This is a genomic window from Actinoplanes sp. NPDC049802, assembly GCF_040656595.1.
Taxonomy (GTDB): domain Bacteria; phylum Actinomycetota; class Actinomycetes; order Mycobacteriales; family Micromonosporaceae; genus Actinoplanes.
Genome location: NZ_JBFAMR010000061.1, coordinates 1 through 12,812, shown reverse-complemented (window position 1 = coordinate 12,812; position 12,812 = coordinate 1). Strand labels below are relative to the sequence as shown.

Genomic DNA, 12,812 nt, shown 5'->3' with positions numbered 1-12,812 from the left:
CACAGCCAACCACGGGAGGATTCATGGACATCGACAGCTCGGCATTCGGCCCAGTACGCGCATTTCTCGCCGAGTACGTCGTCGCGGCATGGCGAGAAGCCCACGGCGGAAGCCCGCTTCTGCTCGGCGGACGTCGCCGCGGTCATGACATCAGCGACGCTGACCGGCTTATCGATGCGAAGGTCCTCGTTCCGCTCTCAGCATCGGAACGTCGCACCTGGCCCGGCTGCGACTGGAAAGTCGCCCGCGACCGTCACGTCCTGTTCAACCCGCTCACGACCACGCACATCGCCCTCGTCGCGCTTCCCGACGACATGGGTTTCACCGTGACCGACGACGACGGCGCCGTGACCATCAACGCCACGACCAGGGGAGCACAGATCTTCGAGGTCGAAGTCAGCGAGTTCAACGACCAACTCGACCCGGACAACCCCGACGCCGAGGGCTGGCGCTACCTGATCCTCGAAACAGACTGGCTCGAGCAGCACCGCGTTCAGTAACCAGCACAGGTGGGGTCGTCGTTGCTATCGCAACGACGACCCCACCTGCACAAACAGATGCCCTCCAAGATCAAACCGTTGATAACGGGTGGGCCGAGCAGGGCGACGTTCGCGTGGGCCTGCACGAACGCGAGGGTGGCCAACTCGCGGATCTTGCGGGGGTCCAGCTCGGGTTGGAAGCTGAAGTCGTAGTCGTCGAGGGTCTTGTGGTGCGGCAGCTTCGACAGGCGCAGCCCGGCGCGGAAGCGACGGTCGTCACGGACGGCGAGTTCTTCCTGCAGGACCAGATCGAGGAAGTCGAGGTAGCTCATCGCGTCGGCGTCGGCGCGTTTGGCCAGCTCGTGCAGGGTGATCGACAGGTGCGGCAGGCCGAGCTTGGTGGCGCTGGCCTGGATCCGGCTGGTGACCAGCTCAGTCACTGCGAGACGTCCTTCAGGTGGGTGCGGGCAGGGTGAACGGGCTGGTGCCGGCGATCTGGTCATAGACCGACAGCGGGCGGGCGGCGACGGTGACCTGCGCGGCGGCGGCCCGGGTAAGTAGAGCCTGCAGTGGGCTGGCTGCGGATCGGTCCCGGCGGCGTGGTTGTGGCGGGGTGTCGCCGGTGGTGACCGCGCGGGTGTGTCCGTCGGGCAGGCCGTCCCAGTGCGTTTCGTCAACGATGCGGGCGCCGCGGCCGACCGCGCGGGGGTGGCTGGCCAGTAGCGTGTCCCCGCTCGGCTCGGGTGTGGTGGCGTGGATGGTGATCGTGGCGGCGCTCGCGCGGATCTCGACCAGCTGCCGGTGCCGGACCCGGCGGGCCGGCACCGAGTAGAGGTTGCCGGCGTAGGCGACCAGGCAGTCCTTGCCGACGTGCCGCAGGTGCCTGTCGGTGACCATATACGGCCGGTTCGGGATCGGCCGTAGCGCGGCGTGGTCGCGGGCCGCGCGGACCCCGATGACCTCGCCGTGGGTGCGGTGCGTGCGGGAACGCCGGTCCGGTACCCACGCCAGGAACGCGGCGTCCAGCTCCTCGATCGAGGCGAACCCACGCCCGGCCAGCACGTGATCACGCACGATGGTGACCTGCCGCTCGACGCGGCCTTTCCCGGTCGGCCGGTAAGCCGCCAGGACGTCGATGTCGAAGTCGTAGTGCCCGGCGAACCCGACCGCCTCCGGATGCAACGGCACCGCCAGACCCGGAGCGACGTGCCGGCGGACCACGGTCTTGGTCCGGTCGTAGACGATCGCGGCCGGCACCCCACCGAAGTGCGCGAACGCCCGCCGGTGGCAGTCCCAGAACGCGACCAGGTCCTGGCTGGTGGTGAAGCAGCAGAACGGATCCCGCGAGTATGACAGCACCATGTGGAACGAGTAGACCTTCGCGATCCCGACATGGGCCAGGATGCCGCCCTCGTCGCCCCAGTCCACCTGAGCCTGCGCGCCCGGGACGACCTCGAACCGGCGGTGCAGCCCGGCCAGTTGATCGGGACCGATACCGAGCTCGGCGGCGATCCGCGGACGGGCCTCCTGCAGATACAGCTTGACCCGCTGGTAGTTGCCGGCGAACCCGTACTGCTCGACCAGGCGTTCGTGGATCACAGTGCCTTTGAGCAGTAACTCCGCCCGCAGCCACGCGTCGATCACGTGCGCGAACGCATCCACCGCCAGAGGCCGCCGCGGTCGCGAGGCCCGCTGCGGGGCCTGCCCCAGCTCGGCGTTCAGGTACTTGCGCACGGTCCGCCGATGCAGCCCGGTCTCCCGGGCGATCTCCGAGATGCTCAACCCCGCATCCCGCAGCGCCCGGAACCGGCGCAGCTCCAGCCACCGCTCCGCGTCCAGCACCACACCGCAGCCCCCATCCCTGAATCACCTCAAACAGGACGAAGTCTCACCCGCTCGCAGCCCCTGAACGCCCGGACCTGGGCACGTTCATCCGTACGTGGCTGGGCACATTCACGCGTACCCCGACACCTGCTGCACCCGGTAGCCCGCGGCATGCCAGGCGCGGGCCTGCGGGTGGTCGGTGTTCGCCCACCACTGTCGTAGGTCGGCCGAGGATGGCAGGCCTGCAACCAGGTTCGCGATCGCGTCGAAGTCGAGTTCGACGTCCTGCTGGCCTCGTGCTGATGCCGCACTCAGGGCAGCGGTCAGCGGATGGTATTTCCCCGACATCGTGTGGCCTCCCGGCTCATCAGTGTGAGAGGCGGGGTCGGCTTCCGGAACCACCGGACGGGTGGCACTGTGACTGCTGCCGGTTCAGGAAGCGCGTTGGCCTTGACGCGGATGCATTCGGCGGCTCCGTGGTGCAGGCCACTGGTTACGCTCTGTCAGCATACCCGGTCAGAGTAATGATGGCGTGGCCGCGCTTTTCGGAGGCGACCTCGATGTCGGCGCTTCCTTCGAGGGCGATAGTGGCGGCACCGTGGCCCAGGTCGGCCCTTCGAGGGTGGTGTAGTCCGGCAATCGGCGGGCAGGCCGCTGGTGGAGTGCTTCGCCGGCTGAAGGCATGCTGTGCCATCTTGTGGCCGGGCCACGCCCCAAGCGAATGCGAGTCGTTGTCACAACATGAAGAAGCAGAGGAATTCCATGCACGGGCATGGATCGCTGCTCAGGGAACGCATGTGTTTGAGCACACCTGTCGACGTGCCAGTGACCGCCGAGCGCAGCGAGGAGGCCGAGCGGGTGCTTTCGGAGATCATGGCTGTCTGGTGGAGTCGGCGTGCTGTCGCCGGCGATACCGATGCCGCAGATCAGGGGTAGTCCGATGAGGTCTTCTTCGCCATCGGAGACCGCTCGTGGCGGCGGAGGACGTTCCGGAGCACGCTGTACGGATCTGCCAGCACCGGTGGGCGAGCCGAGGGATGAGGCAGAGCGGCCCACGCCAGCGGGCGCGGTGCGGGTGGCGACATACATTCGGATCTCCACCGATGAAGCGCATCAGCCGTACAGCCTCGACGCTCAGCGTGAGCGTCTGGCGGCCTATATCCGCAGTCAACCGGGCTGGGTAGCCGGACCTGAGTACTGCGACGAGTCCTCCGGTGCCAGAACCGACCGGCCCGGCCTACAGCAAGCGCTCACCGCCGCGCAAGAAGACGGTTTCGACATCCTGCTCGTCTACCGCGTCGACCGTCTCGCCCGCTCCCTCACCGTACTGACAGCCGTCCTCGACTCCTTGTCCGTCGCGGGCGTCGGGCTGCGGTCGGTGACCGAACCGATCGACACCTCCTCCAGCGTCCCCTCCCTGTCACGCTGATGTGAGACAGCCCGTCTACCAGGGGATACTCTTCCTGGACGGCCCTGAGGAGAGCACATCAGCATGACGTCGAAGCCCCACGAGAACCCGGATCCGGACGCCCGGCCCCAGCGGCGGACATTCACCGCAGAGTTCAAAGCGCGGATCCTGGACGAGTACGAGTCGGCGCCCGACGCGGCGGCTCGCGGGGCGATTCTGCGCCGGGAACGGCTGTACGGGTCACACATTTTGGATTGGCGCAAGGCCCGCGATGCCGGAGCCGCGGCCGGCCTGACGGACCGTCGGCAATCGGCTGTGCGGGCGGCGAAGAAGGCCGAGAACGCCGAACTTTCCCGTCTTCAGCGGGAAAACGCCCGGCTGCAGACCGAGTTGTCGAAGACGCAGACCGCGCTTTCGATCATGGGAAAAGCGCACGCGCTCTTGGAGTTGCTCTCCGAGAGCGCGGATTCCGCGCCGATGCCGAACCCGTCCTCGCCGAGGCGCAGGAGACGCTGACGCCGTTGTGGGGCATCGCGCCGGCGTGCCGGCTGACCGGCCTGTCGAGGGCCACGCTGTATCGCCGCCAGACTCCGCCGCTGGTCTCCCGGCCGAGAGCGCCGCGTAAGCCGCCGCCGTCCGCGCTGACCGAAGCCGAGCGCGAGCAGGTGCTGCAGCTGCTGAACCGGCCCGAATATCAGGATCTGGCGCCGGCGCAGGTGTGGGCCCGGGAGCTCGACGAGGGCCGCTGGTGGTGTTCGGAGTCCACGATGTACCGGATCCTGCGGGCCGCCGGCCAGTCGGGTGAACGCCGGGCCCAGGCCACGCATCCGGCCCGGGTCAAGCCTGAACTGGTCGCCGACGCGGCGAATCAGGTGTGGTCGTGGGACATCACGAAGCTGCGCGGCCCGGTCAAGGGCGTCTGGTTCCACCTCTACACGGTGATCGACATCTGGTCCCGCTACGTCGTCGGGCACCTGGTCGCCGCCTACGAGGACGGCCAGCTCGCCGAAGCGCTGATCGCTGACGCGGCCGCCCGGGAACGCGTGAACCCGGATCAGTTGATCGTGCACGCCGACCGGGGTGCGGCGATGACCAGCAAGACCGTCACCCAGCTGCTGACCGATCTGAAGATCGGCCGTAGTCACAGCCGGCCGAAGACGTCCAACGACAACCCGTTCATCGAGGCCAGCTTCAAAACACTCAAGTACGACCCGAGCTTCCCGGACTCGTTCGGGTCGATCCAGCACGCCCGGCAGCACTGCGAGGCGTTCTACGCCTACTACAACCACGAGCACCGGCACTCCGGGATCGGCTTGCACACCCCGGCGTCGGTCCATCACGGCACCGCCGGCCAGATCCGTGAACAGCGACAACGCACCCTCGACACGGCCTGGGCAGCCCACCCACAACGGTTCGGCCGCCGCCGTCCGCAGCCGCCCCGGCTACCGGACCGGGCATGGATCAACAAACCCGACGACAACGGCCTCCAGACGGCCCCCGACCCAGCAGCGACCAGCCTTCCGGCAGCACAAAGCTAAACAAAATCAACAAACTGTCTCATTTGACTTGACAGGTTCCGGCCCTCCTGCCCGGGACGCACCTTCAGCCCGGAGATGGGCTACCCGCCGCCGACGGTGTTCGATCGCAACGGCACCGAAGTGGCCACACCGAACGAGATCCCTTGCGGCATGAATTCGATCATGCAGCACGTCGAGTACTGGGCACACTCCGAAGGCAGCGCGGTTCTCGGCAAGCTGCCGCAGTTCGACAGACATGACCAGCGCGCGATCGAGAGCGCGCAGCAGGCGCTCCTCGCGATCGGCGCTGCCGTGGGTCTGGAGTCCGCCGCCGGCTCTGATGCCGGCTTCACACCCGCGAGCAACGCCGACCTGAAAAACAAGATCGTCAAGCTCGTCGGCGAAGACGGCGAGAACGGGGGCTGGTACGTAGGCTGGACCGGGCTGGCCGCCAACAGGCTCAAAGGCGGGTTCTTCGCCTCGATCGCTCCGACTCTGCACAACCAGGCCGGGATCGCCGCGAGCATCCACAACCTCTACAGCGCCCGGGGCACCATCATCCAGGAGATGCGTGCGGGCTCGCTGAAGATTCTCAGCGACGCGGGCAAGGCACTTGATGCGACCAAAGAGGTCACCACCGATCTCAACCCGGTGTGGCAGACCTTCCAGGGGATGGGCACGGCGCTCAGCATCGCCGGGGGCTGGAACCCAGCTTTGGGGGCTGTCGGCGCGAGTGTCCAGCTCATCGGCATCCTCGGGCAGAATTTCGCACCGAAGATCAAGAACACCGTGTACGCCCACGATGTCGAGGCGGTGATGACCGCTCTGTGGAGCCATCTCGACGAGCAGGCCAACGACCTGTTAGCCCGGGAGAACGACTACAACAACGGCATCCACAGCCTCCGCGACACCGTCTTCGGGATCCACAGTTTCAACCTGGAGTTGTACGACCTGGCCGAGAACACCGCCACCGGCAATATCGGCAAGAGGGAGGATTTCCACATCGACATCGACGGCGTCCTGGAACTCGCCGACACCTGCTTCGAATGCGCGGCGATCTACGAGAATCAGCTCATTCCGAGAATCGCCGCAGTCCAAGCGGCCGATGCTTCGCTGGCCACTGCGGACGGATCCGAAGGGGCCGCCGACCCGAAGGTCAAGGCCATGGTCGTGGAGTACGGTGAGTATCTGATGACGACCTGCGGACGCCTCTACACCGCGGGCGAGCAGATCAAGGCGGCGGCGCAGTCCTACGCGGCGATGGATACGGACGCCGGCACCGCCTTCAGATCCGTGATGGAAGACTGGGACGAGCCCCCCGCTCCGAGCCAGGCTCGTGACTGGGCGGGAGACACCGACCGCAGCGGCTGGCAGGTGCCCATTCCAGGTGCGCCCTCTTACGTCAACGACACGATCCCCGGCGACAACCAGTCGAGCGGGCCGGACTACGAGACAGAGGAGACCCGGTGATGAGACGAGTGGTGACCGGCGTCGTCATGCTTCTGCTGGCGGGCTGCGACTCGTCAGCCGACCCTGTCATTGGCGACTCAGAGCCGCCAGTCCAGTCGCCGCCCCCGTCGGCATACCCGGCAGCGTCCACTGCCCAGCAAGCCACGGAGGCCGACCTCAATGCGGTCTGCGATGCGCTGGAAAGGACGGTAACGCTGCCAGGCGGCGAGACCGTCCAATACGCTGCCGAGTTCAACTACACGAATGTTGCGACCAATGTGCCGATGTGCGATATCGAACCGGACGGCGGCGAGTACTACGAGGTGGCAACCAAGACACCCGTCTTCGGCCGAGCCGCGTTCAACTACGGCAGATACACCGACGCAGATATCCGGAAGGTCAGCTATCCGAGGTACACGCCCGAGACAGCAGAGGATCTACTTACCCTCGATCAAGCAGATCCGTTGGGCGACGAGGTGCCGTGCGCGGCCAAACCCTGCAAAAACGGCATCCACGGATACCAGTACAACTTCCGGTTCGAGGCTGTTATGGGCAACATCTCAGTGAACGCGAAGATCGACTACATCACCACGGACGTCAAGGGCGACAAGAAGCCGCAGTACCGGGCGCAGGCAATCGAGACATTCAAAGCTTCGATGGACGTCATCGCCGCCGGGCTCGCGAAGTGATCTTCGGCTGTAGGCGATCTCGCCGGTGCTGATTGTGCAACGGGCCAGAGCCCAGCCGGCCGGTCATGCCTGAGCCTCATGCGGACCGGGGTCCAAGCCCAGTCGCAGACCCGCGGCGCCGTCGCCGCGCCGTCCGGGATCAACACCCTGTCCGCGACGAGCGACCGCGACCGTGCAGGCCATCCTCGCCCTGCACCACATCGAGAACCCCACCTGCGCAGGATGAAAATGGCTCAATCAGGTAAGCCCTGGAGCGCCTTCTTCGCGCAAGTCCCAGATCGGCGCATGCAGGGAACGGGGGGTCACACATCAGGCTGATTCGCTTCGCCGCAAGCATGCGACACGGTGCCTTATGCCTATACTCGTCTCATGACAAGTCGAACCTTGCGATTGATGGATGCACACGACATCCGAGTTCGGCTCGGCAACCTCTCCCGTCAGCGCGTTTACCAGATCACCAACAGGGCCAACTTTCCGAAGCCCGTCGCCGTTCTCGAAGCGGGAAAGATCTGGCTGGCCGACGACGTCGAGGCCTGGATCGCCGAACACCGCCCCGGCCGTTGAGAATCGCGTCGAAGCGACGGTGGCCGGTGAGGTGACATGCTCGCCGGTCCGGACAAGGACCGCGAACGGCGACCACTCTGCTCGGGCCCCGCCGGCCTCGCCGCAGCGCGGCAACTGACAAGACCAGGCCGTTCTATCGCGCTGGCGGGAGCCAGCGGGCTCCCCGCCACGCCCTCGCCGACCCCGATGGCATCCGCTCGCTCCTCCGCGCCCTCAAAGTCCACGATCGGGCGGATCTGGCGTGACTTCGGTCTGCGGCCGCACCGGGCAGACACGTTCAAACTGTCCAGGAATCCGTTGTTCATCGAGAAGGCCGTCGACGTGGTCGGCCTCTACCACAACCCGCCGCAACGGGCGGTGGTGCTGTGCGTGGACGAGAAGTCGCAGATCCAGGCCCTCGACCGGTCCCAGCCGGTGCTGCCCGGCATGCCCGAACGGCGTACCCATGACCATCACCGCAAGGGCATCACCAGCCTGTTCGCCGCGTTCGACATCGCCGACGGTACGGTGATCAATGAACTGCATCGCCAGCGCCGCGCGATCGAGTTCAAGAAGTTCCTGATCACAATCGACGCGTCCGTTCCGGTTGAACTGGACGTACGTCTGGTCTGCGACAACTACGGCACCCACAAGACCCCGGCGGTGCGGGCCCGGCTGGACCGGCACCCCGGTTCCACATGCACTTCACCCCGACCGGCTCATCCTGATCAGCCAGGTCGAGCGCTGGTTCGGGTTCCGCACCGACCAGAAGATCCGCCGCGGTGCACACAGAAGCGTCCAAGCTCTGGAGGCCGACATCCGAGCATGGATCGCCGACTGGAATCCAACCCACGCCCGTTCATCTGGACCAGGACAGTCGAGGAGGCCCTCGAATCACGTGCCCGATTTTGTAGCTGAATTCCTGGCGCTGGACACTAGCGGGGTGCACGAGGAACTCGGCGTGCAGGTGGCAATAGGCTCGGCGATCCACCTGTGCCGGCTGGATATAGGCCGCGCAGAGGAATCCGTGCTGCAACGCCTCGTGCAGGTCGGGCCGGCAGGCGGCAAGGGCACCTGTGCCCGAACCGCGGCAGATGAGCGCACGAGTCGTCGCGTGACGTACTGTGCTAAAACTCCTGAGAGATCGGCCATGTGTCCTACGAGCGAGGTCAAAAATCGCTTTCACTAGGCATCGGCGGGTCTGGTCGACGACGGCGCGGTGCGCGCTTGGGTCGGGTTCGCTGTGTCAATTTCGTGGACGGCACCGCAGCGCCCGATGACTGCCAAAGGCCGCGTCGCACGAGATCATCCAGATAGTCGCGGATTTTCCTCGTACTCCGTTCGACTTGTTCACGTTCGTACTCCGACAGGCCTGCAAGTGCATCCCAGAGCACCGTGTCCCGTCCGATGTGAACGAGGCTGTCGGCGAACTCGTGGCATGTCGAGCACCAGGACATGCTGATGCACCGCTCATAGCTTCTATCCTCTGGAGGGTATAGCCGATACGCGTAGGTATAGACTTCCCCAGTGCATTTGAAGTAAATGCTCGTAGGGTCTTTATGTGGGCCCTTTGGGGCGCCAATCCAGCCCATCGGAACTGATCCCTCGCGCATGGATCAAGTATAAAGACCAAGTGCTTCCGCAAGGCCAACGGGCGTCGCCTCCGATCGTTTGTCGCTCAGCGCTACACGAATAGTGAGGCTTGGCGACAGTCTTCTTCAGGTCGCAGTCGGGTAGCCCCGACGCATTGCTGCGCCGGTCCCCTCAGAACCGTGCGTGCAACTCGTCGCGGCACACGGCTCAGGCAAGCGCCGGGGCGATCATTCTTACGTCAGGCGGAACTTCGGGCGGACATCTCACAGAACGGGCGATCGCCGGCCTCTCGTGCTCGTACACCCCGACTGGGGATCGATCTTCGATAGGGTGGTGCGGTGCCTGACAGTTTGCCGCTGGACAGCCCGCTATGGTCGCGGTTCGACGGTGGGCCCGCGGTGGCCGTCCGGCTCCGTGAGATCGCCGGCGCCGGGGTGCTCGGTGACTCGTGGCACGACCTGTCCGAGTCTCTGGTCAATCTCGACACCGTCTATCCGGTCACGTCGGCGGCGATCCCGCACCTGGTCGAGATCGGGTCCGCGTTGTCCGGCCGGGAACAGGCCGGGGTACGGTTCGCCGTCGGGCGGATGGTGCTGGCCGGCGCCGGCCGGTTCCCCGATCCGCCCGCTCCGGGGCTGCAGGAAGGCCTCGCCGCGGCGGTACGGTGGGTGCTGACGGAGGTGATCGCCGAGTTTCTCGAACCGGGCTGGGACGAGAGCGAGGTGGAGCGCTGCATCTCGCTGTCCGGGCACCGGGTCGGCTACATCTTCGGCAACGCGTACGAGTGGGGCGACGATCTCGACGTGACGTGTCCCTCCTGTGAGGAGGAGTTCACCGTCGACGGCATCGGCGACCCGGTCGAGCCACCCTGCTCCTTCCCGGAACCCGGTGTCGTGGCCGGCGTCACGGCAGCGGGCAACCCCGTCGAGTGGCGCGGGGTCCGCGAGCTCATCGGACGGGCCCGTGCCGAGCGGGTCCTCGGCGACGACCCCGGGTGGGACACGCTGTTGGGCACCGCGGAGCGGGTGGCCGAGGCCGGCGTGCCGGTGGGCACCGACACGGGCGCGATCTGGTGCCTGGTGGCGGCCATGGCCGCGATCAAGGGCCGGGCCGGTCTCGCGAGGACGATGTCGGCGATGCTCTGTCCGGCGCGATGCCCGGACTGCGACACGGTCATGCCGGTCGTCAGCATGCTCTGATCGGTCCGGAAATGCGTCATCCCCGCCAGGACCGTGGTCCTGACGAGGATGAGCCGGTAAGCGCCTACCTCATGATCGGCGGCCGGTTGGGGCGTGGGTCGCGATCCGGTAGATCGCCCGGCCTTGGGCCACCGCCCAACGAGGCGACGGCCAAGGGTGACGCCTTCGTCACCGCGACCCTCGCGACCTACGACGAGTTCGGTCGTGCCAAGACGGCTACCGATGCCGGGGGCGGCACGGCGCGGACCACCTGCACGGTGACGAACGGCCTCATCACCCGGATCGACACCGAGAACGCGCTCAGGCAGACGAGCTGGACCCGGTACACCCCGGAGTGGGGGAACCGGCCGCAGCACATCTGACCATGGACGCGCCCGCCGTCCCCCGATGAAGACCGCGAACCCGCCGACGCCGAATGGACCGAGTTCCGCGACCACTTCCAGGTTCGCAAGGTCGCCCTCGGCACCTGCGAACGACCCTACGGAACACCCTGCCAGCACGAGCACGCCCCGCATACGGTGCCCGGTCCTTCGATTGGATCTTGCTCAGGTGCCGTGTCTGCTGCAGATCGAAACCAGCACCCGGGAGCGACTCGACGAGGCGTATCGATTGCAATGGCTTGGCGAAGTCGCCGCGATCGAGGAGAGCCTGCGGCACATCGAGGGAAAGAAGGAGCAAGCCGATCGGCTCCGCAGACAAGCCGAATCCGGACCCGCCGGCCTCGGCTGACGGTCTTCTCGCGGTCGAGGGCGCTCTGGCCTGGTGACTTGTCGGAATCGGTGCCGGGCGGCCGTCGCCTACCGGCGAACACCCAGGCGCCGACCCAACCAGACGAGGGTAGGGACCGCTTGCCGGAGCTGCATCTTCCTCAAGGCGGGAGGGCCCGGCAGATGGCCGTCCCGCCAGGCGCGCCCAGCCAGACCTGCCAGTGCCACATTGACCGCATCCGGGTCGGCGTCCACCCAGCACGAGCGGCGCAATACATCCTCGGGATCACGACCGCTCACGGCCATGTCCGGAGCCAGGCGCACCAGGTCCAGCCACCCCGGCCCGGTCCACACATGTGTCCAGTCCACCACCCACAGCCGCAGCCCGCCGTCAGCGGCATACCTGATGACGTTGTCCCGCCGGAGGTCCCCGTGCTGCATCGCGTCGCCCGGACCTAACGCGGGAAACCACTGCCCCTCCAGTTCGGCCAGCAGATCCACCGCGATCGGCACCGGCAGTTCGATGTCGCGCAGATGCGTCACCGTGGAGGCGTCACCTCCCGGACGGCGCGCCAGGGACCGCCAAGCGCCCAGCATCGGAGCGAACGCGTCCGCATATCGGATCGCCCCCGGCAGAGGCGGGCCTGCCAGCCGTTTCTGGATTACGGCGAGGACGTCCAGCATCGCGGCGACCGCTGACTCGTCCCACTGCGCGACAGTGGATCCCGGCACGTGCTCATAGACGGCTACGACCCAGCCCTCGGCTTCTTCCGCCGTGAGCAACCGTGGCGACAAGTCCCCGATGAGCGGCGCCAACTGCACGCCGGTGCGCACGGCCTCACCAAGATCACCGCCAGTCGGCGCAGCCTTGACGAACACTGACTGGCCGGATCCGCCGGTCACGGCGGACGCGATCGACGGAGTGAACCCCGCAGCAGCCGGCCGTTCGAACTGCACCGACTCGCCCAGTGCTTTCTCCACGACGGCACGGACCTCCCGCGGCGCCTCAGCCAGACGGGGGCGCACCACACCACCCTCCGGCCATCGGCTTCGCCGATCTATGCGGATCGCTAACGATCATGTCGGCGCCATTCTGTCGCGCGCCGGCCCTATCGGACGAGCGCTTCCGGCACGACTTTGGTGGTCGGGCGCCTCGGCAAACCCGTACCGCAGTGATGATCTTCGTGGTGCGGAGAAGGGGCGAGGAAGGCTTGCCCGTCAAAGTTGAGTACGACGGTCCGCGTGCTCGGCAAACGGACGGCAGGCGACCTCACGCGGGTGCAGACGCAGGGCCCCGGCAAAGTCATGGCGGTGTCCGACTTGAGTGGATCAAGGTAGAAGCGCCTCGGTTGGCGGCAGCAAGACGGGCATGACCGGTTCAGAAGATCATCAAGGTTCCTACGC

The 12,812-nt window shown here is 66.6% G+C and carries 15 protein-coding genes; 11 read left to right on the top strand and 4 right to left on the bottom strand.

Annotated elements, in window-relative coordinates; genetic code table 11:
• Positions 1 to 23 precede the first annotated feature (23 nt).
• Complete coding sequence (locus tag AB0I88_RS31155; RefSeq protein WP_361032653.1) at positions 24 to 500, top strand: hypothetical protein; 477 nt, start codon at positions 24 to 26, stop codon at positions 498 to 500.
• On the opposite strand, the gene AB0I88_RS31150 is transcribed toward AB0I88_RS31155, so the two are convergent.
• The 3 genes from AB0I88_RS31150 to AB0I88_RS31140 form a co-directional block, all read right to left on the bottom strand.
• The gene (locus AB0I88_RS31150) at positions 494 to 919 is read right to left on the bottom strand and encodes an ATP-binding protein (RefSeq protein WP_361032650.1); all 426 of its coding nucleotides are present in this window, start codon (positions 917 to 919) and stop codon (positions 494 to 496) included. The two genes, AB0I88_RS31155 and AB0I88_RS31150, sit on opposite strands and share 7 nt — an antisense overlap.
• Positions 920 to 932: 13 nt before the next feature.
• Complete coding sequence (gene istA, locus AB0I88_RS31145) at positions 933 to 2,324, bottom strand: IS21 family transposase (RefSeq protein WP_361032647.1); 1,392 nt, start codon at positions 2,322 to 2,324, stop codon at positions 933 to 935.
• A 108-nt stretch (positions 2,325 to 2,432) separates the two neighbouring features.
• A complete protein-coding gene (locus AB0I88_RS31140; RefSeq protein ID WP_361032644.1) occupies positions 2,433 to 2,651 on the bottom strand; it encodes a hypothetical protein in 219 nt (72 codons plus the stop codon).
• A 727-nt stretch (positions 2,652 to 3,378) separates the two neighbouring features.
• Between AB0I88_RS31140 and AB0I88_RS31135 the strand changes: the two genes are divergently transcribed.
• From AB0I88_RS31135 to AB0I88_RS31090, 10 genes are all read left to right on the top strand, one after another.
• Entirely contained in the window at positions 3,379 to 3,732 is a 354-nt protein-coding gene (locus AB0I88_RS31135) for a recombinase family protein (protein ID WP_361032641.1), read from the top strand.
• Between the two features lie 63 nt (positions 3,733 to 3,795).
• A complete protein-coding gene (locus AB0I88_RS31130) occupies positions 3,796 to 4,227 on the top strand; it encodes a hypothetical protein (RefSeq protein ID WP_361032638.1) in 432 nt (143 codons plus the stop codon).
• Positions 4,228 to 4,232: 5 nt separating this feature from the next.
• A complete protein-coding gene (locus AB0I88_RS31125) occupies positions 4,233 to 5,249 on the top strand; it encodes an IS3 family transposase (RefSeq protein ID WP_361032635.1) in 1,017 nt (338 codons plus the stop codon).
• Positions 5,250 to 5,324: 75 nt separating this feature from the next.
• The gene (locus tag AB0I88_RS31120; RefSeq protein ID WP_361032632.1) at positions 5,325 to 6,698 is read left to right on the top strand and encodes a hypothetical protein; all 1,374 of its coding nucleotides are present in this window, start codon (positions 5,325 to 5,327) and stop codon (positions 6,696 to 6,698) included.
• On the top strand, positions 6,698 to 7,366 hold the full coding sequence (locus AB0I88_RS31115; protein ID WP_361032629.1) for a hypothetical protein: 669 nt from the start codon (positions 6,698 to 6,700) through the stop codon (positions 7,364 to 7,366). Before AB0I88_RS31120 ends, AB0I88_RS31115 begins: the two co-directional genes overlap by 1 nt.
• Before the next feature lie 369 nt (positions 7,367 to 7,735).
• The gene (locus AB0I88_RS31110) at positions 7,736 to 7,930 is read left to right on the top strand and encodes an AlpA family phage regulatory protein (RefSeq protein WP_361032626.1); all 195 of its coding nucleotides are present in this window, start codon (positions 7,736 to 7,738) and stop codon (positions 7,928 to 7,930) included.
• A 36-nt stretch (positions 7,931 to 7,966) separates the two neighbouring features.
• Positions 7,967 to 8,827: an IS630 family transposase gene (locus tag AB0I88_RS31105; RefSeq protein ID WP_361032623.1), complete on the top strand. Its 861-nt coding sequence runs from the start codon at positions 7,967 to 7,969 to the stop codon at positions 8,825 to 8,827.
• Positions 8,828 to 9,840: 1,013 nt separating this feature from the next.
• Positions 9,841 to 10,701 carry a hypothetical protein gene (locus AB0I88_RS31100; protein ID WP_361032620.1) on the top strand — a complete coding sequence of 287 codons (861 nt, stop codon included), beginning with the start codon at positions 9,841 to 9,843 and terminating at the stop codon, positions 10,699 to 10,701.
• An 11-nt stretch (positions 10,702 to 10,712) separates the two neighbouring features.
• Positions 10,713 to 11,063, top strand: coding sequence for a hypothetical protein (locus tag AB0I88_RS31095; RefSeq protein ID WP_361032617.1), 351 nt, complete (start codon positions 10,713 to 10,715; stop codon positions 11,061 to 11,063).
• A 187-nt stretch (positions 11,064 to 11,250) separates the two neighbouring features.
• Positions 11,251 to 11,430: a hypothetical protein gene (locus AB0I88_RS31090; protein ID WP_361032614.1), complete on the top strand. Its 180-nt coding sequence runs from the start codon at positions 11,251 to 11,253 to the stop codon at positions 11,428 to 11,430.
• A 68-nt stretch (positions 11,431 to 11,498) separates the two neighbouring features.
• Here AB0I88_RS31090 and AB0I88_RS31085 read toward each other — a convergent pair whose 3' ends face one another.
• Positions 11,499 to 12,389: an aminoglycoside phosphotransferase gene (locus AB0I88_RS31085; protein ID WP_361032611.1), complete on the bottom strand. Its 891-nt coding sequence runs from the start codon at positions 12,387 to 12,389 to the stop codon at positions 11,499 to 11,501.
• Positions 12,390 to 12,812 lie beyond the last annotated feature (423 nt).